We start from the raw sequence: 21,324 nt of genomic DNA, 5'->3' as shown, positions 1-21,324 counted from the left end.
ATTAGAAAAAGAAAAAGCCAGAAATTAAAAAAACTTCTGACTTCTAACTTCTGAATTTAATCTTTTAGAAAGGTAAATCGTCGTGTTCTTCTTCGTTAAAGTTAGTTGCTGGTTCAAAAGCTGCTGCAGGTGGCATTGGAGGCATTTGAGATGCTGGCGCTGCTGGCGCTTCTGTATGTACTTTTTCAATTCTCCAACCTTGGATAGAGTTAAAATATTTAGTTTCTCCTTGTGGATTCACCCATTCTCTTCCTCTTAAATTGATTGAAACTTTAACTTGTTCCCCAACATTATAATTATTCAGCAAATCGGTTTTATCTTGTGTAAACTCGATTAAAATATGTTGTGGATATTGCTCTTCTGTAGTTACTACAAGTTCTCTCTTTTTGAAAGATGCGCTTACTTGTTGCACTGGATTGATTACTTTTACTCTTCCTAAAACTTCCATAATACTAAAATTTATTTTTTTGCTAATAACAATTTCCAAGCATCAATCGCCCTTCCATTATCTACATACTCTTTTGCTTTTTGAAATTTTGTAGCCATATCATCAGCACTTAACACCGCTTTAACTTCAAAATTTTCTTTTACAAATATAGCAATTTCTTCTTCAGTTGGAATACTTTCTATATTTCCTAATCTTGCTAAATCATTCCCTGTAAAATAGCCGCTTTCTTTAATGAAATCGGGAATCATATCAACCCCAATTCCTAAAGTAGTCAAAGGTTTTTCTACTTCAAACATACCCATGTTAGAACGGCTATACCAATTACCTCCCATACGAGCTACCAAGTCGATTTTATGTTGATCAATCATCCCATTAGCATCCAAAATAGCTTCGCTGATATGAATTTTCACTACTTCACATATCACCAAATTTCCTGCACCACCTTGGACTCCTAATGCGATTACATCGTTAATCTTGCATTCAAACTGCACCGGACTTTCGGCCACACGAAATGGTTTTACGATATCCGATTTTAGCATAGTAAATCCTGCTTTTTCAAATTCATTTACACCATCAGGATATTCGGTACTTGATAATGACATTTGTTCTACGATATCAAAATTCACTACGTTAATCACAACTTCTCTAGTGTTTTCTGAATTAGTCAAAGTGTGTTTTACCGTATTATCACGAACACGTCTAGCTGGAGAAAAAATCAATATCGGAGGATTAGAACTGAATACATTAAAGAAACTAAATGGAGACAAATTTGGATTCCCATTACTATCAATTGTACTAGCAAAAGCAATAGGTCTAGGTGCTACGGCACTTTGTAAATATCCTTGTAATTTTGCTGGCGCTATTTCTTTTGGATCAATGCTTAACATGTTAATTTTTTTTTTTACAAAGATAACAAGAACAAGTGCAAGTGCAAGGAAAAAAATCTTGATAATCAAATTCAAATAAACATAAAAGAAAGTCGGAAAATGTCCTAAAATATGTTAAAATTATTCAAATTAAAAATAGATTCAAACTCATTGTCATTCTATTAATATAAAATCTTTTTCTATCTTTGAGATTATGAATTTAGAACAGCAAATAGAAAAAATTTCTAGTTTTCAACATTTAGAACTTTTAGCTAATCAGATAGTTGAAGGTTTTATTTCGGGTATGCATAAATCGCCTTTCCATGGGTTTTCTGCTGAGTTCGCCGAACATAAAATTTATAATCCTGGTGAAAGCACCAAGCATATCGACTGGAAATTATATGCCAAAACCGACAGATTATACACCAAACGCTTTGAGGAAGAAACCAATTTACGTTGTCATTTGATTTTAGATAATTCATCTTCCATGCATTATCCTAAATTAAAAGAAAATCAGCCGTTTTATGAGAGTAAAATTGGTTTTTCGGTTTTAACTTCAGCTGTATTAATGAATTTATTAAAAAAACAACGCGATGCTGTTGGTTTAAGTATTTACTCTGACTCTTACGGATACTATTCGCCAGAAAAAGGAAGTGAACGTCATCATCGTATGATTTTAAACAAGCTGGAAGAAGTCTTGTCGCAAAACAAAACCACTCGAAAAACCGACACGGTAACTTTTTTACATCAAATAGCTGAAAATATTCATCGTCGTTCCATGGTGATTTTATTTACCGATATGTTCCAAAATGAAGACAACGACAAAATTTTCAAAGCGCTTCAGCATTTAAAACACAACAAACATAAAGTGGTCGTTTTTCATGTTTATGATGAAAAAACCGAGTTAAATTTTAATTTTGATAACGCGCCTCGAAAATTTATTGATGTAGAAACAAGAGAAGAAATCAATTTATTTGCCGAAAATACGCAAGAATCGTATCAAAAAGTGGTGCAAGAATATTTCAAAACGATAGAAGCAACATGTATGCAGTATCAAATTCGTTATGTTCCCGTTTCTGTAGGTGAAAATTTTGAAAAAATTTTATTAACTTATTTGGTTGAAAAACAAAAGTTTGGCTGAAAACGCTGAAAAAAGTTTAATTTTTTTTGCAAAAATATTTGCAGGAATGAAAAAGCGTAGTATATTTGCACTCGCAATCAAGCACTGGTTTGGTAGTTCAGTTGGTTAGAATACATGCCTGTCACGCATGGGGTCGCGGGTTCGAGTCCCGTCCAGACCGCCAGTTTAGAGGAAGCCTTTCGTAACAAGAAAGGCTTTTTTGCCCTCTTACAATATTTAAAATAGTTGTGTTGTTTAGGTACGAAAGTACCAAAAAGGTTTAGTAGTTAGACCAATGAAAAGCTTTCCCTATTGGGATGGCTTTTTTGCTTTATAGAAATTTCTATTCGTTGATAAAGGCGAAATTCTTTTTACTTCTTTAGCTTTAATTTGCCCAATATCCATCCCCTAATCCGTTACCTAGATATTTAAAGATTAACTTTTCCATATAAAACACCCTTCATATATTCTCCTAATGCTCCAAATAGAAAAAATAAAAACACACAAAATCTCAACATTAAAACAACGATTAAAGTTTTAACTGTTAGGACGAATACGTTTTCAAAAAAAATTAATACATCATTAGCATTTATATTTTCTATATCTTTAAATTCATAGTCAAAAATATTTTCTAAAAACAAATCATTAAATATTAATGTAATCAATAACAAGATAATCGTTGTAAAGGCTATTATTAGCGATTCTAAAAGCACGAATACAAATCTCCTAGTAAAGTTTCTAGTTCGGATAAAATTCACTTTTAAATCATTATTTTCATTGCTTTTTTCATTTTTCTTTTTATTATAATTTTCATTATGGTTTAAAAATTTATCGAAAATCAATATTAGAATTGAAATAAAAAGTCCAATAAAAATAGACAGTGATGTCATAATAAAAGTTGTAATATCTTCACTAAATAATTTTTCTAAAAAAAGTGAAAGTATAATACTTACAATTATATAGTATTTATTAGTTAACAAAACTTTCCCAAAAGTCAGTTTAGGAGCTTGTACGTCGCTTTTTTCTAATAATTCACGATTTCTCCACTTATAACTTTCAGAAAGAATTTTCACTATATTTCCACTAACATACTCTTTAATTTTCATCTATAAAATCTTCAGGATAAACTTCGGGTATTACTATTTCTTTTAGGGTTTCTTGAGCAAATTTTTCTAACTCTTTCCATTTAGGTATCCTATTTTCTTCAAGTCCAATATAGTTTTCTAAATAGATTGTAGCCTTAATTTTTAATAAGTCATCATCAAGACTAAATTTAGTAGGATTTGATTTAGCAGTTTCATCTTTAATATAGGCACTTTGTTTATTAAAAGATTCTATAAATCTTGGCTCATTTCCTGGTACATCAAATTTAATTTTTCTCATTACTTTTCTCCACAAAGAGAGGTTATTAACATTAATATTTGTATCTGAGGAAGAAACTGTTAGTTGGATATTAAATTTACCAGTTGATTTTACATCTTCATCTAAATCACTAATTAAATATTGGTTAGAAAACACAAATTTTTTAATAGCACTATTTTCTTTAAAATCTTTCTGCATTTCTATAGGCATAAATTCTTCTAAATAAGCATTATAAGATTTTTTTTCAACTCTAAATAATCCTTTTACAAAAGGTTTAAAGATATCAGCTATTTGGTCAGAGGTATAGTTTTGTAAAATTAATATGCCAATTCCCTTATCTAAGGGAGTGTACAATAAAAAGTAAAAATCATCTAAAAGTATAGTTGCCTTTTTAAGTTTTTTATTTTCTCCAAGGGGATTATTTAAGTCGCCCTCTTCTTTGCCAGTATCATATGGACCCCCTTTTACTAATCCGTGTACAATATAATTATCAGTTCCTAATTTAACACTATCATTTTGGTCTTTAGCACTACCTTTTACATAAAATGCTTTCTTTTTACTATTGTCAACTTTAAATTTACCGCTAATATTTGTAAAGATATGCTGAAGGAAAGTTTTCATTAAAATTTTATCAGACAAATTGTCTTTATTATTTTTAGGATTTTTAGTATTGTAAATCCCAGTAAATAAATCTCTAAATGTGATATTTTCATCAGATTTAGTAGCGTTTAATTTTATTTTAAAAAATTCAATTTTAGGATTTCTTGCCATTTTTTTAGTATTTACAGATTAGTTTGTGAATAATCAAATTTAATAAAAAAACCCGCTTTTAACGGGTTTAGTATTTTTCTTTTATTCTTTAATAACATTTACGAAAGTCTAAAAAATCAATTTTAAATTAATCTTTCAAAAGCATTATTTCTTATATCCAAAACAAAACTCCCTTTGGCATTACCTTTAGTGTCATTAACTCGTTGTTGATACATATGTTCAGGAGCTACTTTTAACAATTCAACCAAATCTAAAAATTTAATACTCCAAACTCCATTTAAAAATTCTACCTCCTTAACTAAATTTCCCATCTCAAATTTTACAGAATGCCATTCTACCCAAAAATATATAATTATTTCTCTGTAGTTTTTCCAATATCTTTCAGCATCTTTTCTATTAAATACTACCGCATAAGTAGGGTCAATACCATATAAATCATTAGCTTTAAAAAATGGAGTATTTTGAGTTTTTAAATCCGCTATGTATAAATTCGATTTTAATAAGTCAGGAGCATAAGGATTATTAACTTTTTCTGGGTTAATGATTAAATCTAATTTCTCCCCAAATTTATCTACAAAAGCTTCTTCAATTTTTTCACCATCTTTACACCAAAGTGTTTTATTTTGTAAATCTTGCGGGGTAATTTCAATACCATCTTTATTATATTGCTTGTACGCCATCTTCATTTATACATTTCTTCATTAGCGACATAAATACAAGCAGGATTTTTTTCTATTGTAGCACTTACGAACTTTACAAAATCCTCTTCGGAAATATTTTTAGCTCCAGTTAAAGCAATTAAATCTTCCCAGTAAAAAGTATTTTCTTTAGTAGATTTTCTTCTAGCCCATTTCATTATTTGAGTACCATTTCTTACTCTACTAGATGAACTATTTTCGGAATTATCACTATTTTTAATTTGGAGTAGTTCTCCTTTTTCATTACAGAAATCAACTGCATCAATAGAACTTCCCCAACAACAATACCAACCTAAATCGGCTAATCTCAATGATAAATATTCCTCAAGTAAATCCCCAACAATATTTTCAATAGACATTTGTAAACTATGTCCATCAAGGATTTTTTTTAAATCATTGTTATTTATAGTATTTATTCTAATTGATAGTATTTTTCCAACAATTGGATCAGGAAAAGTTTTAGAACTATTTCCAGTTCTTACCGATGGTCTATTTTCAAAACCTTTAGTATATTTATCAACAAACTTTACAACGTATTCTTTTAAAGAAATTACATCGTTATAATCATTAGTTTTTTTTGCGTTATACCCAAGAGTTGGCAAATTTTTCACGTCACTAAAAGCCGTTTTTAAAACGACTTCAATATCTTTAGGTAAATTTCCTAAATATTCTTTAGCGTAAGTGAAAATTTTGTCTAATTTATCATCAAATTTTACTTTATTATCCATCGGCAAATATTTTTAGCCAATGTATGAATAATTCGATAATTAATCAAATAGGGAGTAAGTTACTTCTTTGGGAATATTCAGTTTTTCAAACTTTTTAATAAAGTCTTCATATTTAGTGTTAAGGTATCTTGAATGCTTAAAGTTTTCAAAATCTTTATTATCAATATTTTTTAAATGATTTTTTATTTCTCTACCAATAGCTTGACCTAATCCAACAGGAACGGCGTTGCCTATCTGTTTATATTTATCCGAAGAATTACCAGCCAAAATCCAATCAATAGGGAATTGTTGTATAGCTTTATATTCTTCAACGCTCAAAGGTCTAATTTCGGTAGGATGACATAAATCCGTGGCTGGCATAGCAGGATTAGTTACTACAGTTGGAGATGGTTTATTCAAATCTAATCTTCTCATAAAACCTGTTTTACCTCCTCCTAGAAAAAAAGCTTTACCTAAAGCTTCCATTTGTAAATCTAAAGGCAAATCTCTCCAGTTTTGACCACTTTTTAGGTTTTCGTATAATTTTTTTCTTTTATCAGAATAAGTAATAAACTCATGATTTTTAATACCATTAAGTGAATTAAAAGCGTCTTTTAAATTTTGCCATTTAGGTAATCCAAATTCCCCATTTTCTGTATGAGTTGGAGTTAATCTATTTACCTTTTTATCTCCTTTAGTTCCAATAATTACAACTCTTTCTCTAATTTGTGGAGTTCCAAAATTCGCTGAATTATACAAATCAAAATTAATGTTATATCCAGCACTTTCTAATCTCTTAATAACATAGTATAAAGAAGAACCTTTTTCGTTTAAAATACAATCAGGTATTTGCTCAATTATAGAATCTTTTTCATCAATTTGGAGAATAGAAGACATTAATCCTCTAACATTTTCTATTACAAAATATTTAGGTGAGATTTCTTCAATAACTTCTAAATATTTTAAGAAAACATTTCCACGAGAATCAGCAAAACCCAATCGTTTACCAGCAGTACTAAATGCCTGACAAGGTGGACCGCCTACTATAACATCAACTTGATTTTTATTTTTTAATCCAGAAAATTTAATTATTTCTTCGGCTGAATAGTTTCTTATATCTCCAATTAAACCAATTTCAGGTTTATTTAGCGTTATAGTATTTCTACAAGCTTTATCAAATTCACAAGCTAAAACAATATTGTAACCCTCTTTTTCTAAACCAATATCTAAACCTAAAGCACCTGAAAAAAATGAAAGAGTAGTCAATTCATTTTTATTCAATTTTATTTTAGAAATTCTATCTTCAATTACTTCTTTTACCATTCCGTAAAGGTATAATTTTTTTATTCTTTTAAAAAGCTCAACTTTTTTATAAAATTTAAACAAAAAACTACGTTATTAACCTAGATATAATAAAAAAATGATTAATTCAAAATATCATTTATCAATCCATAATCAAAACCTTTATTTCCCTCTCCGTCAAATTTTATAATAATATCTTCTTCTTTTATATCAGATGTGTAATCATTGTTAATTATAACAATTTGAATCCTATCGTTATGTTTTTTAGAAAATTCAGAAAAATATTTTAATAAAGATTTGAAAATTTTACTATCCTTAAATTCATCATTTTCATTATTTGATTCTCTCGTTCCTAAATTTTTACCAATTGTATCAAATAATATTACTTTTGGATGAAAAGATTTTTTTAATGATAAACTTACTTCTAGTATTGACATAAAGTAAGCAATATTTATCAATGTAACAGCTCCTAAACTTCCAATATTATCATACTTTACACCTCTAACATAAGGCAAATAAGATTTATTATCTATGTAAGCATCATAGAGTTTTGGAAAATCAAAAGCTTTTAATGTTTTTTGGAATATATCACTTAATTTTTTTATTATTTCATCAAAATTAGTTTCTTCATCTTCAATATCTTTAATTTGATTTTTTATATCAGATAGTTTATTTTCTTCTCTTTGGATTTCGTTAGATAAAGTAGCTAATTGGTTTTGTACATTTAAGTTTAAATCAAGGTTTTCAATTTGCTTATTTATTTCTCCTATTTCTCTATTCAATGTCTCAATTTTTTCAATAAATGGACTTATAAATTCTTTCTGAATGTTGTTAATTTCAACTTCAATTTTGTTTATTGAAAATAATATTTTATTTCTTCTATTCTCTAGGTCTGCCAATATTTCATTTTGGTTTTCAATAAAAGTAAGTAAAGAAGTTAATTTTGAATTCAATCTTTTTCTTTCAAGCTTAATTGCTTTTTCTTCTTCATCATTAAATTCGGTTAGGTCGTTACCGCATAAATTACATACATTAAAATCTTTCTTTTCAATTTCTCCATTACAAGAGGGACAATTACAAAACTCTATATTCTGAAGCTTTCCATTAGAAAGAATTAAATATTCTATTTTAATAATTTCATTGGAATATTGATTACTCAATACAACTAATTTTTTAATATAGTTTTTAATTTCTTCAATATCAGTTTCTATCTTGGATAATAGATTTCTATTTAGGAATAATTCTCGTTCTTTAGATTTTGTATTATCATTCTCAATTTTTCCATTAGTTTTAAATTCATTTAAAGCTTTAAATAATTCATTTTTTTTAGAAATCAATCCTGCTTTATTTTTTTCATTTTCAGCACTTGAAGAAAAGAGTTCAACATCTCGTAAAAATTTTACGATAGCTTCTTTTTTGTCTAATAAAATACCAATCTTATCTTTTAGTTTTTTTTCATCATTTTTTAACTCATTTAAAAGTTGATTTAATGAGTTTAAAATAATTTCCAAAGTTGGCTTACGTTTAAATCCTACAGCATAGATTTTTTCATTGAGTAAATCTTCACTATCAATTTTAGTTTGTCCAATGTAGCAGTATTTATATAAATCTCTAAAACTAAAAGTTTGTCCTGAAAGCTTAAATTCAGGCATTCCAATTTTTTCATTTAAAAAACGAGATAATGATTTTTCATCACTAGGAATAGCCACTGAATAATATTCAAACTCACTCAAAAAATCATTTTTTTCAGCACTCCATTTAAATACTTTTACAGGTAAATCAAAAGCAAAAAGAGGTCTTTGAATTAAAAACCTTTCATTATTCAAAAAAAGGTCTAAACTAACATATTTACAAGTTAGTTTTACTTCTTGATAATCTTTATGACTCTTTTTACCAAGACAATAGTCTATTAATTCTAAAATAGTTGATTTACCAGTAGCAATTGGACCAGTAATAAAATTTAAGCCATCTTTAAACTTAACCTCATAGTTATGATTATCGCCAATAAGCAATAATTTATTAAATTTTATTCTCATATTAAAAGATGGATGTTGTTTAAACTTTTACTTGATATTTCCTCTTTCATATTCGCTTCACTCAATTTTGAAATATTCTTTTTAATCAATAGGGCAGTACTTATTAAATTTTTTGAATAAAGATTATCAATACTATTTACTAATTCATAACCTGAATGGCTAATAGTATATATAAAATTAGAATTACGTATCTCTTTTTCAATTAATTTTTTTGAAATCAATATTCTCAATATTTCTTGATAATACTCTCTATCAGGATAAGAATGATAAAATGAATAAAGCTCTTCAAAATCCAAAGAATAATTTTCTAAATTCAACATAGTTTTTGGAAATCTCATATAAAAATCAAGCAAAATCAATTTATCAAAAGTCATTTGATACGATTTAGACTTTTCAAAAGCACTCATCAATGTAAGTACTCTCATCATACCAATTAAATACTTATATTTCCCCTCTAGTTTTATCATTTTTTTCTAAAAAATCTTTTAATCTTTCTTTATATTTTTTTACCCAACCTACAGTACATTCGTCAGCTAATTGATGTAAAATCCCTTTCTTTTCAATAGTTCCAACTGACAAAACCGTTTTTAAAATATCATTATTCTTATCTTCAATTCTCATATTAACCATTCCCAATAATTTATTCCCATCAATTTCATCTTCATACATTAAATATTGAGTTAGCCACATATCTTGTATTAGACTTTTAAGACTTTTCAATTCTTTTAACTCTTCTTCAATCCCTTTACTTTGAACTTCTTTAGTTAATATTTCAGCATTAAAAAATTGCTTGTTGTAAACGTCTAAATTCTCATTAATATTTGCGGATTTTAATTTTAAAGTAAAAATCCGTTCATCGTAATCTATTTCATCTGGAACAGAAAAAATCTCTTTTAGACGTTCCTCTTTTTTTTCTAGTAGTAATAATATTTCATTTAATTTTTGGAGTTCTTCTTCATCGAATATTTCCAAATGTATATCCGTTTCTTTAATTAACTTTAAAAGTTTTGTACTATCTAAAAGTTCAATTTCAATGGAATGATTATTAACTTTTTTCTTTTTCCAGTCAGACCACCAATTCATTTCATCAATAGTAAGACTTTTAGGCACACATAAGCACCATTTTTTCATCTCATAGGTAGTAGATTCGATAGCTTTTTTAAAAGAGGCATTAATTTGCTTTTTTTGACTTTCTCCAATTTCAAAAAAGAAACATTTACATTGGTAAACTTCTATAGGTTCTTTAAAGTCTCCAATAAAAATATCTATTCCTTCATCACCTGGATCACATTTAATCGGAAAGGCATCTTTATATTTCGCAGAAAATGCTTTAGTACAAGCATCTTCAAAAACAGCTCTTGAGCCATCTTTTCCGTGCTTCTTCAATAAATAATCAAAATCTCTACTCACAAATAACAATTTATTATAATATCTCCAAATTTAACAAAATAAACACAACAAATCGTACATATTAACTTTCAAATCAAAATTTATAATTCTAAAGAATAATTTCAAAATAGTTTATCATTTAAGGTTTAAAAAAACAAACAAAGCAGAGAAAGTAATTGACCTTGTTTACTTAACTCCGCTTTGGCTTATTTTTCAATTTCGTTTGGCTCTAAAAGGGTATTTTATTTATTATATACCTTGTTATATTTACATTAGGTATTTATATATCGAAAGTTACCCTTATTATATAACCTGTCCGTTTTCTTCTTTAATTCATATAAAATAATAGCCTTGTAATCCTTTTCGCTGATAATATGCGATTTATATATATTCATTAAATCATTAAAATGTTTAGATTTATTATTTGGCAAAACCATTTCATTAAAGTCCATTATTGTCTTATGTATTCCAGTAATTTTCATGTAGGAATAAAAACCCCAATTTACAAAATCATTTTTAGAGATTTTCGGTTTATGATTTTCATTGATTACTTCATTCTTTGAAATAGTATCTACAAATTTAACCGCATTCAGATATTTGTAAAGTTCGTTAGGCAATTCATTCCAATTCGATTTTAATGAACTTAATTTGTGATATTTCATTTTAAAAGTAGGAATACTAACTTTATTAATGTCTATTTCAAATCTTAACATTAAATATTTATTGATAATATTTTTATCCGTTTCGGTTAACTCTTTTTTGCCTAAAATTTCAAGATATTTGTCATAAATTAACAAATCGTAATTAGTAAATCTAAAGTAGATGCTGGTTACATTTTTATCATCTCTTTTAGCATTTCTATATTTTACAAAACAATCCAGTATGTCATTAGTAAATGATTTTAATAATAATGTAACTCCAATTTCCAATTGAGTAACTTTAAATATTCTCCAGATTTCACCTTTTTTTAAACCAAGTTTACAACCCAGTATTTCTATACAATCAATAAATTCGTAATAGTTTAAGTCTTTTCGAGAATTTTTATCAAAATACCATTTTCTAATACTTCCGTTTATTGATAATGAATAAGTACCAGTTCTTAAATTTTCAGTCAAAAGCATTCTTAAACTAAACATCCTTGTTTTTTTAGTTATATTAGTTTGTAAATATCTATTTAATTCAAAATCAAGTTCTGTAAACTCTTCATCGTCAATTTCAATCTCTCTCCATCTAAAATTTTCCTTAATGAAGTCGGGATTAAAATTTTCAGCCATTAATTTAATTTTATCTATCATATCCATGTTTCCTTTAAGTGTTTTTCAAGTCTATCTAATTTTTCATAACTAAGATAATCCATACAAATACGATATCTATACTCATCATTTTTATGATATAAAAGCATATGTTTTGATTTAAAAATTCTTCTTTTTCTAGGAGTAAAAATCAAATCAAGTTCTGTATGTAATAATTTCAAACACTCTTCATATTCTTCATCTGTTAATTCATTTACTAAATATTCTTGATGGAACCAAAGCTTTAATTTGCCCATAATTAATAAGACACAAGAATTATCAAGTTCATTGTATATAGTATATAATTTTAATGAATACTTTTTTCTCTTCTTAACACTATTGTACAAATGAGCTTCAAAAAATGTTAAATTTTTAGTGTCAGATGAGACATCTCTTATCCATTTTATTTTTTTGATTGGATAATAATTTTCACAACATAAGGCGATATCATATATTATCATGTTTTCTATTTTTTAGTTAAAAATTTTTCAAGTTCACTTCTTCTGATTAGAATTTTTCCATTTCGGGTTTTCTGATTAGTGTTTAAACCTTTTCTTCTAAACCCATCAATGATTTTTCTACTCAATCCGAACTCTACTTCTACATCAGAAATTGACATCCATTCTTTGTTAAATTCGGGACGATTTGATAGTTCCGTTAATAGTTTTTTAGTTTGGATTACAGTTTTAACTAGGTTGCTGTAAACTCTTCTTTCGATTTCAATTTTTGTTTTCATACTTTAAAAAAATTTGCCGTGTATAAATACATAATACTCGGAAATCAATTTTTTTGTTTTGAAAAATGAATAATTTAACATTTTTATTTTATTAAAAAATATAAACATCAGATAATCAGTATTTTGTATGAATAAAAAAACGACCTGATTTTTTCAGGTCGCTTTAATAAATTTTGATTTTTTTACAATTTTAATTCAATCGAAAGTTATATTCAATTTTTCCAATTTGTTCATCAGGAGCGTTATTATCGGGTTGCCATTTCGTTCCTAAAGCAGCAATTTTTGAAGCATTCAATAAACAAGCAGATTTATTTGTAGTTCCATTAACTCCCGCAATTGCGTTAATAACATTTCCATTTTTATCGACAGTAATTTCAACAACTACTTTACCTTGTTCATTACAATTATACTCTGGGGATGGTTTTTTAATAATTTTTCTTCCGTTCAATCCCGTACCGTTATCATTGTAGTTTTCATAATTACTTTTGCTATTAATTGTAGCTTTTAATGGAGTAATGGATAATTCAACCTTGTAATTTCCTTTTTTAGATGTTTTATTATCAAAGAATATTGTAATTATATCGTCATTATTTACATAAGTTGAATATTCTTTTGTCGTTTCTTCAAGCTTAAAATCGGTTTTACTCAAATCAATTATGATATTGTCCAATAGATTTTTATCTGAAAATTCAAAAGTAGTTATTCTGACATCTTTTCTAGTTCCATTATCCCAACCAACATAACTTTCTAAATATTGCTTTTCATTAACAAAAGAATACCATTCATTAAGCGGTTCTTCATTTTTTGGGTAATCAATATTTTTCCAATTAGAATTTAATTTTGAATAGATTTCGCTAGATGAAGTTTTTGAAATTAGAATCAATTCAGAAAGATTTTTGACAAGGTTAATTTTTTCTTTTACTGAATTACTCGAATTGGAAATATTGTTAAGTGCGTTATTACTAGTCTTATTTTTAATATTTTGATTTTCTTTGTTCGATTTTATATATCCACCATTTATTCTTTTATCTACAATTACGATTATAGAATAACAGTCTTTTGGTAATTTATAATCATCATCAGATTCGGTTTGAATAGTTACAATTCTATTTCCATCTTCATACATTGAATTAGATTTCAATCTTCCTTTCAATTCAAATCCTTGATAAACTAGATTTTTTGTTATTCTATTCAATAATTCTTTATCATTAGAAATAAAATTAGTTAGCCACATTGTCTGACTAGATAGGAGATCCATTCTTCCGCATTTTTTCAAGACTTGCTTTTTATTATCTCGATTGTATGAAAAAATATATCGTTCAGTAATAAATCCTTTCTCTGAAGTGTCTTGTTCGGGATTGTTTAATTTCCATATTCCTTGTAATTCACTTACCATTTCTTCAACGTTTAGTTCAGAGATTTCAAGTAAATCTTTTAGATTATTAATTTGAGAATTACAATTTGTCATACCACAAATCAGAAATACTAGTGTAAATATTATTTTTTTCATTGTCTTAATTTTTCAGCTAAAATATAAAAAATGTCGCATTTATTAAGTTTTATTAATGTGGTAAATTTTAAGCGACAAATTTCCAAAATTCGCTGTATGGAAAAGTCAAAAGAAGAATTAGATAAAGAGATACTACTAGTTGCTGAAAAAATTAAAGCTTTAAGGTTAAAAGCTGGTTTTACAAGCTACGAAACTTTTGCTTTTACAAACGATATTAATAGAGTACAATATTATAGAATAGAAAAGGGTCAGAACATTACGCTCAAGACCCTTATCAAAGTGCTTAAAATTCACAACTTAACGTTACAAGAATTTTTTAAAGATTTGGAGTAAATTTACTTTTGTGTTTTTTACTTCTACTAGTCGGATTTAATAATACAGACAATCTAATTTCAGCATTTTTCATTTTCGCATTTATTAGGTCATTTCTTTCAACATCAAGTTGACCTAATAATAAATTTATACAATCTTTGTATTCTTCAACAGTTAGAGTTCTTCCTAGAACTTTTTGAGAATACCAATTGTTTAAATTGCCTCTTACAAGCAAAGTAAATTTTTCCTTATGTTCATCTGCTAGCATAAATAAGGTTAAAAAATAGTTTTCCTTTTTTTTATTACTATTGTATAATAAAGCTACAAACAAGGTTTTCTTTTTATAGGTATCATCAACACTTACCCAATTTATTCTTTCTGTTGGGGAGTAATTATAGCAAGTCAATTCAAAATTATCTAACATATTACAATCTATTAAGGTTATTATTCTCGTTTTTTGGCTGAAAGTTTACAGTACCCATTATGTCTTTCATTTTATTTACATTAATACCAGTATAAGCATAAGTTTGGCTCAATTTTTTATGTCCCATCATTTTAGAAATATAAAATACATTAACATTATTATTTAATAGGGTAGTCCCAAAAGTATGACGTGCAACATGAAAATGAAGTGTCTTTTTTAATTCAGCTATCTCTCCAATTTTCTTTAAGTATCTATTTACTGTTTGGTTTTCTATTCGTGGAAAAATATTTTCATTCTCTTTCCTTTTAGACCAATATTTACAGATAATTTTTTTGGCTTCTAAATTCACAGGGACTTTTAAATCAACTCCAGTTTTAACTTGTTTTAGTGTAATTACTCCATTTTTGTAATTTTCCTTTTTTAAAGCTACTACATCACTATAACGCATTCCAGTATAACAACTGAATAAAAACATACATCGGGTTAGTTCTAAATGTTTTTTTGTAGATAAATCGCAAATTTCAATTTTGTTTATTTCAGCAGGAGTTAAATATACTTCTCTAGCATTTGGACTTACATTTTTTAAACCTTTCCAAGATTCATTTTTTAGCACACCTAGTTTTACAGCTTCTTTTAAAACAGTCTTTAAAAATTTAATCATATTGTATCTACCACTTTTAGTTTCTACAAGATAATTATCAAACTCAACCATAAAAGAATAATCAATTTCTGAAACCATTAAGTTAGGTTTAAAGTCGTCTATTTTTTTTCCAAGTGTAGTGTAATGGATTTGAGTACTTTTTCTAATAGTTTGGAAATGGCGTTTACAATAAGATTCATAAAATGTAGAAAACAAAATTTCATTATCGGTTTCAGTTTTTCCATTCCAAAAGTTTGAAATGTCAGTTTTAGATAATGGTCTGCCAATACTTTTAGATTCTCTGATAAAGTCTTCCAGATTTTGTTTTTTCTTTTTAATTACAGCATTTAGATTTCCAAAGCCTTTTCCGATACCTTGTTCTTTATCTTTATCCCAATACTTCTCTTCAATAAATTCAGATGTAGAAAATTTTTGAGTTACATTGTTGTATTGTAGTACAACGTAGATTGGACAAGTTCCATTTTTTCTAATTTTGTCCGTTCTTAAAACGGCTCTTACTGTGTAATAATTAATTGTCATTTTTAAAATATTTAATATTAATACTTACATTAACTCTAGTAAGCATTTTTTTCTCTTATTTTTTCAAGAGCTAAATTAGATACTTTTTTACAATTAAACTACTGATTATCAAATAATTATAAAAATTTAACTAAATTCGGTAACATTAAATTAACATAAATATAACATTAAAATAACATTAAGAGCCTATTTTTAAGGAAAAAAACTACAAAAAATGAATTTTAAATGACAGTTTATTTAAAAAAAGAGATTAGGGAGTGTTTTTTTTGAATAAAATGATATATTTGCAGTGTTGAAATTTACAGGAAACATCCCCTAGGACATTACCTATTTAATTTTAGCCTTTGTAAAGCCTAGTATTTACTCAAGATATATGGTCAAGTTCGAGTCCCGTCCAGACCGCCAGTACAGAGGAAGCCTTTCGTAAAGAAAGGCTTTTTTGCCCTCTTACAATATTTAAAATAGTTGTGTTGTTTAGGTACGAAAGTACCAAAAAGGTTTAGTAGTTAGACCAATGAAAAGCTTTGCATTTAATGCAGGGCTTTTTTGATTTTTATACTTTTCGTAGTTATTTTGTATATAATTACATTTTCAATTTTCCCACTAAAAACATATTAATTACCCCAAAAAAGGTTACAAAAAAGGTTGCAGTTTTTATTTTAGAGGTTGCATATTAAACATTTGAATTTCAACTAATTAAAATTATACGCCATGAAAAAATTAAATCTATTATTTATCGTGTCCAAATCACGAATTAGAAAGGATGGTAAAGCCCCATTATTTTGCAGATTAACCTATTTGGAAAAAAGAAAACAATTTTCTACTGGATTATTTATTAATCCCAAAAATTGGAATAATTCACTTCAAGAGTGTGAACCTCCAAATAATGATAATAACTATATAAATTCACAATTGAACCTGATTAAGAACCAAATTAATCAGGTTTTTTTGTACCTACAAATCAACAATTCTGAGTTTACAGTTGATGATATTTACACTAAGTTTAAAGGAAATACGCCTAAAAAAGAATTTGGAGTTTTAGAGGTTTATGAATTATTCAATATACGTATCCTTAAGTTAATTGGAAGGGATTTACAGAAGGTTACATACAAAAAGTATATTGAGTCATTCGTTCATTTAAAATCCTTTATAAAGGCTTATTATAAAGCTAATGACATTAAGTTAAAAGACCTTAAATTAAACTTTCTTAATGAATATGAGTACTTCTTAAAAACACAGAAAGGATTAGAACAGAGTACTATTAATAAAGCAATTCAACGTTTTAGAAAAGTAATCCAATTTGCATTAGAACAAGAGTATATTGACAAGAATCCTTTTATAGGATACAAAGCAAAAAGGCTTCAGAAAGAAGTAATTTATTTGTCAGATGATGAATTGAAATCTTTAGAGAATTATGATTTTTCACAAACAAGATTGCAGCAAGTCAAGGATTTATTTGTGTTTTGTTGCTACACTGGATTAGCCTTTAAAGAGATGAGTAATTTAAAGCCTGAACACATTGTAAATGGTTTTGATGGGAATAAATGGATTAAAATGAATAGAGAGAAGACTTCTAAACCATTAATGATTCCTTTATTACCAAAAGCACTTGATATGATTAATAAATATCAAAATGAAGAGATATTACTCCCTGTGATTTCAAACCAGCGCTTCAATTCTTATTTAAAAGAAATTGCTGATATTGTTGGTTTAAAAAAGAATCTAACACATCATATAGCTCGTAAAACATTTGCATCAACAGTGCTGTTATTTAATGATGTTCCAATGGAGATTGTTTCCGAATTACTTGGGCATTCAAAATTGTCAACAACTCAGGATTATTATGCAAAAATTGTAAATAAAAAAGTTAGTGAGCAGATGAGTAGATTATCTTTAAAAATAACCTCCAAAAATGAGTTTAATGATAAGGGATAATTTCGTTTAATCTTTAAAAACACAAATGGATTATTCCGTAGAAACAAAAAATTCATTAATCTCAATTTTCATAAAAGTTGAAATCTGATAGAGTGTATAAATTGATGTATTGATAACACCCCTCTCTATTCTACTTATTTGTGAAATTTCTAAACCTAATTCATTTGCAAGTTGTTCTTGTGTAAAACCCTTAGAAATTCTAAGGTTTCTGAGGTTTTTACCAAACAATTTTAATATTTCAGATTTATCCTTTAATAGCATAGGATAAAATTCGTTGAATAAAATTTTTTAACTATAGGCATATTTGCCTATATTTGATTAATCTAATTTTTAACCATTATGAAAAAAATAATCATTGTAAGTTGTATATTATTCTTTAATATTCTATTTGGTCAAGATGTCACTTTTAAAGATTTAGAATCATTTAAAAATCAACCCATAATTACTACAGAAAAAAAATTAAAAGAAAAAAAATATAAATATTTAAAAACATTTGAAGGAGGAATTCAATGGAAAGCCACAGATGGTAAAGGCATAATAGTATTCAATGGTAAAGGAGCTGTGTTGTTTATGAATAAAAATTTACAACTTCACACAAAGATTTTAAAAGAAATAAAATCTAATGGGTACAACTATGAAGGCAAATCCTACAGCGAGAGGAACCAAGTAGAAAAATATTCAAAAGGCAAAAGTAAAGTTATAATAACCACACTTAAAGACCCAGATGATGGCAAACCTTTATACTCAATGACAATAATTTAAAAATAAAAATATGAGAATAATAAAAATTATTTTAGCTATACTACTTACTATAGGAGGTCTTGGTTCATTAATAAGTTTTTTTCAACAAGTAAACACTTATGAAGGACCTGAACTTATTGGACATCTGATTGCCCTTGCATTAATTTCATGGGGTATTTATGCATTATTAAAGACTAAAAATAATTAAATGAAACTAAATTTAAAATCATATATATTAATACTTTTCACAAGTACAATATACTCACAAGATAAAATTAATGTCTTATCAAATAGTAAGGACACTTATATCGAAACTTATAAATATTATAGTTATAATGAGCAATATAGTTTAACTGATGCTATTAGAATTGGCCCATCTGGAATGAAAATTTTAAAATCAAGTATAAGTACAGCTATCAAATGGGTGGAATTAAACAATAATTACAACAAACAATTTACTAAAGAAATTTCAAGATTCAAGGCAATTGATAAAAAGACTTATGATTTTTATAAAAAATATATTGATCAGTTTGCAGATGAATATATAATTACTTTTTACGGTTACGAAAACGGGGACTTTAAAGTTGAAATTAAGAAACATAATTATGATGGATTTATTATTATTGATAATATTGAAATGCTAAAAGATTTTAAAAATATAATTAATGGTAAATCAGCAAATAATGAAATTGATGACATTTTTAAAAAATAATTAAATTGTCTCATTTTAAAAAAAAATTAATCATTAACTTAAATAATATTATATGAAAACAACATTTTTTAGCTTGTGCATTCTGCTCTTAATTTCTTTGAAATCAAATGCTCAAGAATTTGAAACAAACTTTGTAAGAGGAAAAATGTCAACATATTGTGCTAATGAATATTTTATCTTTTCATTTAATAATAAAACCTTTGAAAAAATGGATTCATACAGTGGTAAAGTCATAAATGGATATTCAAAAATAACTGACACTAATTATGAAGACAATGGTTATTATTATGAACTTAGAAGTTCAGATTTTGTACTGAATGAATATGGTGTAGATGCATTCAAAGAAACCACAATTTACTATCATAAAATACTATATGAAAGAAGAGGTGGTGATCTTTTGTATATTTTTGAATATGATTATAATAATGGGATTAATAAAGGAAAATTTTATTTTACTGAAAAAGGATATAACCTATATTGCAAATAAATGAAAAAGTTAATCATTCTAATTATAGCTTGTCATTCCTTTGTTAATTTGTATGCTCAATGTGACATCAAAACAAATATTAGACAAGATGGAAATGTAATTAAGTATTTTAATCCAAAACCTATAATTAAGGAAAAAGAATATGAATTAGGAGCATCCATCTATAAAAATCAAACTTCAGGTCAATATTTAGTGAGTATTATAGTTTTACATAAAAACGGTTATTCTCAGGATATCTCTGGTGATTTAAAAATACAGACAAATAGTAATAATGGAATTTCATTAAAAAATATTGAAAATAAACAAGTTGTTATGAATGGAAAGAGAGTTACTATTGGTATGTTTGAAATTGATAAAAGGAGTTTAATCATATTGAAAAATAACACTCTTAAATCTATATTTTTCGAAATGAATAGTAAAATATATGGTTCTACTATTACTGAAAATAAAAGTTTATTTATGAATCAATTACAGTGTCTTAAATAAAACAATGAGATGAGTGAAAATAAAGAAAAAAGTAATAATACTGGATGTGGTTATCTTGTTTTGATAATAATTGCATTTACATTCTGGGGATTAAGTTCAATGGTTAATGGTAAAGGTTTTTTTCATGGAATAACAGAACAAATTTATGCTGCTTTTCTATTAGTAGTAATGGTATTATTTATTTATGTGTTTTATAAATTATTTTCAAAAAAATAGATGGCGCAAATACTAAAAGGAGAATGTAGAATTTGTAATTATAATACAAGTTTTAAGTACGGTGGTAGTAGATTTGATTATCAAACAAACAATCCAGTTCCAGCCTATAATAAGACAACAGAAGAGTTAGAGAGTATAAATTATAAAACAGAAAAAGACAATCCTAATTATATATTTTATACTGATAATGAACTTAAAGGAAAAAATGAAGGAAATAATTGTTTTGGAAATTTTGATTTGTCATTGAATCAAAAAGATAATTATTGTCCAAATTGTAAAAATTTTAGTTTAAATTTTCAAATATATATTTTTTGTTAATTGGAAAACGGACATTAATAAAATAATTAAAACAGTTCATAAGCCCCTTACTAGAGGGGCTTTATTATTAATGTAAATCAATAACATCATTAAATTAATTATTGATTAAATTTTAAAAGAAGTTTAGTGTTAGAAAAGTTTCTCATTTTAACTAAAAAAAAAATTTTTTTAAAATTTTAAAGAGTACGTGAAATAAGTCCAACGTATACCCCGACTTAAACAATAATTTGGAGATACTCCCCCACTAAATGTTAGAAGTAGAATCATCATTCCACT

At 26.7% G+C, this 21,324-nt stretch carries 27 protein-coding genes and 1 tRNA gene; 11 read left to right on the top strand and 17 right to left on the bottom strand.

Annotated elements, in window-relative coordinates:
* Positions 1 to 64: 64 nt before the first annotated feature.
* Complete coding sequence (locus NAT47_RS00550) at positions 65 to 448, bottom strand: DUF3127 domain-containing protein (protein ID WP_250579415.1); 384 nt, start codon at positions 446 to 448, stop codon at positions 65 to 67.
* Positions 449 to 459: 11 nt separating this feature from the next.
* The gene (locus NAT47_RS00545; RefSeq protein WP_250579413.1) at positions 460 to 1,335 is read right to left on the bottom strand and encodes a flavin reductase family protein; all 876 of its coding nucleotides are present in this window, start codon (positions 1,333 to 1,335) and stop codon (positions 460 to 462) included.
* Between the two features lie 193 nt (positions 1,336 to 1,528).
* Here NAT47_RS00545 and NAT47_RS00540 point away from each other — a divergent pair, with 193 nt between their 5' ends.
* Both NAT47_RS00540 and NAT47_RS00535 read left to right on the top strand, forming a co-directional pair.
* Positions 1,529 to 2,455, top strand: a complete 927-nt coding sequence (locus tag NAT47_RS00540) for a DUF58 domain-containing protein (RefSeq protein ID WP_250579411.1) — start codon at positions 1,529 to 1,531, stop codon at positions 2,453 to 2,455.
* Between the two features lie 86 nt (positions 2,456 to 2,541).
* A tRNA-Asp gene (locus tag NAT47_RS00535) sits at positions 2,542 to 2,618 on the top strand.
* A gap of 244 nt (positions 2,619 to 2,862) precedes the next feature.
* Here NAT47_RS00535 and NAT47_RS00530 read toward each other — a convergent pair.
* The 12 genes from NAT47_RS00530 to NAT47_RS00475 all read right to left on the bottom strand — a co-directional run bounded on the left by NAT47_RS00530 (position 2,863) and on the right by NAT47_RS00475 (position 14,237).
* Positions 2,863 to 3,540, bottom strand: coding sequence for a hypothetical protein (locus NAT47_RS00530; RefSeq protein ID WP_250579410.1), 678 nt, complete (start codon positions 3,538 to 3,540; stop codon positions 2,863 to 2,865).
* Complete coding sequence (locus NAT47_RS00525) at positions 3,530 to 4,567, bottom strand: hypothetical protein (RefSeq protein ID WP_250579409.1); 1,038 nt, start codon at positions 4,565 to 4,567, stop codon at positions 3,530 to 3,532. Before NAT47_RS00525 ends, NAT47_RS00530 begins: the two co-directional genes overlap by 11 nt.
* Before the next feature lie 122 nt (positions 4,568 to 4,689).
* Positions 4,690 to 5,247, bottom strand: a complete 558-nt coding sequence (locus tag NAT47_RS00520; RefSeq protein WP_246915038.1) for a hypothetical protein — start codon at positions 5,245 to 5,247, stop codon at positions 4,690 to 4,692.
* A gap of 2 nt (positions 5,248 to 5,249) precedes the next feature.
* Positions 5,250 to 5,993, bottom strand: coding sequence for a SinI family restriction endonuclease (locus NAT47_RS00515; RefSeq protein WP_250579408.1), 744 nt, complete (start codon positions 5,991 to 5,993; stop codon positions 5,250 to 5,252).
* A gap of 39 nt (positions 5,994 to 6,032) precedes the next feature.
* The gene (locus NAT47_RS00510; protein ID WP_250579407.1) at positions 6,033 to 7,295 is read right to left on the bottom strand and encodes a DNA cytosine methyltransferase; all 1,263 of its coding nucleotides are present in this window, start codon (positions 7,293 to 7,295) and stop codon (positions 6,033 to 6,035) included.
* 101 nt (positions 7,296 to 7,396) lie between these two features.
* Positions 7,397 to 9,310, bottom strand: a complete 1,914-nt coding sequence (locus NAT47_RS00505) for an SMC family protein (protein ID WP_250579406.1) — start codon at positions 9,308 to 9,310, stop codon at positions 7,397 to 7,399.
* Positions 9,307 to 9,777 carry an ABC-three component system middle component 2 gene (locus NAT47_RS00500; RefSeq protein ID WP_250579405.1) on the bottom strand — a complete coding sequence of 157 codons (471 nt, stop codon included), beginning with the start codon at positions 9,775 to 9,777 and terminating at the stop codon, positions 9,307 to 9,309. The genes NAT47_RS00505 and NAT47_RS00500 overlap by 4 nt, the downstream gene beginning before the upstream one ends.
* Positions 9,752 to 10,720 (bottom strand): ABC-three component system protein, encoded by a 969-nt coding sequence (locus NAT47_RS00495; protein ID WP_250579403.1) that lies wholly within the window; start codon positions 10,718 to 10,720, stop codon positions 9,752 to 9,754. The genes NAT47_RS00500 and NAT47_RS00495 overlap by 26 nt, the downstream gene beginning before the upstream one ends.
* A 251-nt stretch (positions 10,721 to 10,971) precedes the next feature.
* Positions 10,972 to 11,994 (bottom strand): hypothetical protein, encoded by a 1,023-nt coding sequence (locus NAT47_RS00490; RefSeq protein WP_250579401.1) that lies wholly within the window; start codon positions 11,992 to 11,994, stop codon positions 10,972 to 10,974.
* Positions 11,991 to 12,452, bottom strand: coding sequence for a hypothetical protein (locus tag NAT47_RS00485; RefSeq protein WP_250579399.1), 462 nt, complete (start codon positions 12,450 to 12,452; stop codon positions 11,991 to 11,993). Before NAT47_RS00485 ends, NAT47_RS00490 begins: the two co-directional genes overlap by 4 nt.
* A gap of 5 nt (positions 12,453 to 12,457) precedes the next feature.
* The gene (locus NAT47_RS00480) at positions 12,458 to 12,727 is read right to left on the bottom strand and encodes a hypothetical protein (RefSeq protein ID WP_187656019.1); all 270 of its coding nucleotides are present in this window, start codon (positions 12,725 to 12,727) and stop codon (positions 12,458 to 12,460) included.
* 190 nt (positions 12,728 to 12,917) lie between these two features.
* Positions 12,918 to 14,237 carry an energy transducer TonB gene (locus NAT47_RS00475; RefSeq protein ID WP_250579397.1) on the bottom strand — a complete coding sequence of 440 codons (1,320 nt, stop codon included), beginning with the start codon at positions 14,235 to 14,237 and terminating at the stop codon, positions 12,918 to 12,920.
* Positions 14,238 to 14,267: 30 nt separating this feature from the next.
* Between NAT47_RS00475 and NAT47_RS00470 the strand changes: the two genes are divergently transcribed.
* Positions 14,268 to 14,570, top strand: coding sequence for a helix-turn-helix domain-containing protein (locus NAT47_RS00470; protein ID WP_250579395.1), 303 nt, complete (start codon positions 14,268 to 14,270; stop codon positions 14,568 to 14,570).
* Here the strand turns inward: NAT47_RS00470 and NAT47_RS00465 are convergent.
* Both NAT47_RS00465 and NAT47_RS00460 read right to left on the bottom strand, forming a co-directional pair.
* Positions 14,554 to 14,973 carry a hypothetical protein gene (locus NAT47_RS00465; protein ID WP_250579394.1) on the bottom strand — a complete coding sequence of 140 codons (420 nt, stop codon included), beginning with the start codon at positions 14,971 to 14,973 and terminating at the stop codon, positions 14,554 to 14,556. The genes NAT47_RS00470 and NAT47_RS00465 overlap by 17 nt on opposite strands.
* Before the next feature lies 1 nt (position 14,974).
* Complete coding sequence (locus NAT47_RS00460; RefSeq protein WP_250579393.1) at positions 14,975 to 16,153, bottom strand: site-specific integrase; 1,179 nt, start codon at positions 16,151 to 16,153, stop codon at positions 14,975 to 14,977.
* A gap of 711 nt (positions 16,154 to 16,864) precedes the next feature.
* Here NAT47_RS00460 and NAT47_RS00455 point away from each other — a divergent pair.
* Positions 16,865 to 18,088: a site-specific integrase gene (locus NAT47_RS00455; RefSeq protein ID WP_250579391.1), complete on the top strand. Its 1,224-nt coding sequence runs from the start codon at positions 16,865 to 16,867 to the stop codon at positions 18,086 to 18,088.
* A gap of 30 nt (positions 18,089 to 18,118) precedes the next feature.
* Here NAT47_RS00455 and NAT47_RS00450 read toward each other — a convergent pair whose 3' ends face one another.
* On the bottom strand, positions 18,119 to 18,349 hold the full coding sequence (locus NAT47_RS00450; RefSeq protein WP_250579390.1) for a helix-turn-helix domain-containing protein: 231 nt from the start codon (positions 18,347 to 18,349) through the stop codon (positions 18,119 to 18,121).
* 78 nt (positions 18,350 to 18,427) lie between these two features.
* Here NAT47_RS00450 and NAT47_RS00445 point away from each other — a divergent pair, with 78 nt between their 5' ends.
* The 7 genes from NAT47_RS00445 to NAT47_RS00415 all read left to right on the top strand — a co-directional run bounded on the left by NAT47_RS00445 (position 18,428) and on the right by NAT47_RS00415 (position 21,048).
* Positions 18,428 to 18,850 carry a hypothetical protein gene (locus NAT47_RS00445; RefSeq protein WP_250579388.1) on the top strand — a complete coding sequence of 141 codons (423 nt, stop codon included), beginning with the start codon at positions 18,428 to 18,430 and terminating at the stop codon, positions 18,848 to 18,850.
* A 10-nt stretch (positions 18,851 to 18,860) separates the two neighbouring features.
* Complete coding sequence (locus NAT47_RS00440; RefSeq protein WP_250579386.1) at positions 18,861 to 19,037, top strand: hypothetical protein; 177 nt, start codon at positions 18,861 to 18,863, stop codon at positions 19,035 to 19,037.
* Positions 19,038 to 19,541 carry a hypothetical protein gene (locus NAT47_RS00435; RefSeq protein ID WP_250579385.1) on the top strand — a complete coding sequence of 168 codons (504 nt, stop codon included), beginning with the start codon at positions 19,038 to 19,040 and terminating at the stop codon, positions 19,539 to 19,541. It begins immediately after the preceding gene.
* A gap of 145 nt (positions 19,542 to 19,686) precedes the next feature.
* Positions 19,687 to 20,028 (top strand): hypothetical protein, encoded by a 342-nt coding sequence (locus NAT47_RS00430; protein WP_250579384.1) that lies wholly within the window; start codon positions 19,687 to 19,689, stop codon positions 20,026 to 20,028.
* Positions 20,029 to 20,514 (top strand): hypothetical protein, encoded by a 486-nt coding sequence (locus NAT47_RS00425; RefSeq protein ID WP_250579383.1) that lies wholly within the window; start codon positions 20,029 to 20,031, stop codon positions 20,512 to 20,514.
* A gap of 9 nt (positions 20,515 to 20,523) precedes the next feature.
* Entirely contained in the window at positions 20,524 to 20,730 is a 207-nt protein-coding gene (locus NAT47_RS00420; protein ID WP_250579382.1) for a hypothetical protein, read from the top strand.
* Positions 20,731 to 21,048, top strand: a complete 318-nt coding sequence (locus NAT47_RS00415; protein WP_250579381.1) for a hypothetical protein — start codon at positions 20,731 to 20,733, stop codon at positions 21,046 to 21,048.
* The last annotated feature ends 276 nt before the right edge of the window (positions 21,049 to 21,324 follow it).

The sequence above is a fragment of the Flavobacterium fragile genome, assembly GCF_023634865.1.
Lineage (GTDB): Bacteria > Bacteroidota > Bacteroidia > Flavobacteriales > Flavobacteriaceae > Flavobacterium > Flavobacterium fragile.
The sequence above is the reverse complement of the archived record's forward strand: the minus strand, read 5'-3'. Positions and strand labels throughout refer to the sequence as shown.

Bases quoted from the DNA above. Each gene is read 5' to 3' on its own strand.
- NAT47_RS00550 (WP_250579415.1), bottom strand. From the start codon at position 448: ATGGAAGTTTTAGGAAGAGTAAAAGTAATCAATCCAGTGCAACAAGTA.
- NAT47_RS00545 (WP_250579413.1), bottom strand. From the start codon at position 1,335: ATGTTAAGCATTGATCCAAAAGAAATAGCGCCAGCAAAATTACAAGGA.
- NAT47_RS00540 (WP_250579411.1), top strand. From the start codon at position 1,529: ATGAATTTAGAACAGCAAATAGAAAAAATTTCTAGTTTTCAACATTTA.
- NAT47_RS00530 (WP_250579410.1), bottom strand. From the start codon at position 3,540: ATGAAAATTAAAGAGTATGTTAGTGGAAATATAGTGAAAATTCTTTCT.
- NAT47_RS00525 (WP_250579409.1), bottom strand. From the start codon at position 4,567: ATGGCAAGAAATCCTAAAATTGAATTTTTTAAAATAAAATTAAACGCT.
- NAT47_RS00520 (WP_246915038.1), bottom strand. From the start codon at position 5,247: ATGGCGTACAAGCAATATAATAAAGATGGTATTGAAATTACCCCGCAA.
- NAT47_RS00515 (WP_250579408.1), bottom strand. From the start codon at position 5,993: ATGGATAATAAAGTAAAATTTGATGATAAATTAGACAAAATTTTCACT.
- NAT47_RS00510 (WP_250579407.1), bottom strand. From the start codon at position 7,295: ATGGTAAAAGAAGTAATTGAAGATAGAATTTCTAAAATAAAATTGAAT.
- NAT47_RS00505 (WP_250579406.1), bottom strand. From the start codon at position 9,310: ATGAGAATAAAATTTAATAAATTATTGCTTATTGGCGATAATCATAAC.
- NAT47_RS00500 (WP_250579405.1), bottom strand. From the start codon at position 9,777: ATGATAAAACTAGAGGGGAAATATAAGTATTTAATTGGTATGATGAGA.
- NAT47_RS00490 (WP_250579401.1), bottom strand. From the start codon at position 11,994: ATGATAGATAAAATTAAATTAATGGCTGAAAATTTTAATCCCGACTTC.
- NAT47_RS00485 (WP_250579399.1), bottom strand. From the start codon at position 12,452: ATGATAATATATGATATCGCCTTATGTTGTGAAAATTATTATCCAATC.
- NAT47_RS00480 (WP_187656019.1), bottom strand. From the start codon at position 12,727: ATGAAAACAAAAATTGAAATCGAAAGAAGAGTTTACAGCAACCTAGTT.
- NAT47_RS00475 (WP_250579397.1), bottom strand. From the start codon at position 14,237: ATGAAAAAAATAATATTTACACTAGTATTTCTGATTTGTGGTATGACA.
- NAT47_RS00470 (WP_250579395.1), top strand. From the start codon at position 14,268: ATGTCGCATTTATTAAGTTTTATTAATGTGGTAAATTTTAAGCGACAA.
- NAT47_RS00465 (WP_250579394.1), bottom strand. From the start codon at position 14,973: ATGTTAGATAATTTTGAATTGACTTGCTATAATTACTCCCCAACAGAA.
- NAT47_RS00460 (WP_250579393.1), bottom strand. From the start codon at position 16,153: ATGACAATTAATTATTACACAGTAAGAGCCGTTTTAAGAACGGACAAA.
- NAT47_RS00455 (WP_250579391.1), top strand. From the start codon at position 16,865: ATGAAAAAATTAAATCTATTATTTATCGTGTCCAAATCACGAATTAGA.
- NAT47_RS00450 (WP_250579390.1), bottom strand. From the start codon at position 18,349: ATGCTATTAAAGGATAAATCTGAAATATTAAAATTGTTTGGTAAAAAC.
- NAT47_RS00445 (WP_250579388.1), top strand. From the start codon at position 18,428: ATGAAAAAAATAATCATTGTAAGTTGTATATTATTCTTTAATATTCTA.
- NAT47_RS00440 (WP_250579386.1), top strand. From the start codon at position 18,861: ATGAGAATAATAAAAATTATTTTAGCTATACTACTTACTATAGGAGGT.
- NAT47_RS00435 (WP_250579385.1), top strand. From the start codon at position 19,038: ATGAAACTAAATTTAAAATCATATATATTAATACTTTTCACAAGTACA.
- NAT47_RS00430 (WP_250579384.1), top strand. From the start codon at position 19,687: ATGTCAACATATTGTGCTAATGAATATTTTATCTTTTCATTTAATAAT.
- NAT47_RS00425 (WP_250579383.1), top strand. From the start codon at position 20,029: ATGAAAAAGTTAATCATTCTAATTATAGCTTGTCATTCCTTTGTTAAT.
- NAT47_RS00420 (WP_250579382.1), top strand. From the start codon at position 20,524: ATGAGTGAAAATAAAGAAAAAAGTAATAATACTGGATGTGGTTATCTT.
- NAT47_RS00415 (WP_250579381.1), top strand. From the start codon at position 20,731: ATGGCGCAAATACTAAAAGGAGAATGTAGAATTTGTAATTATAATACA.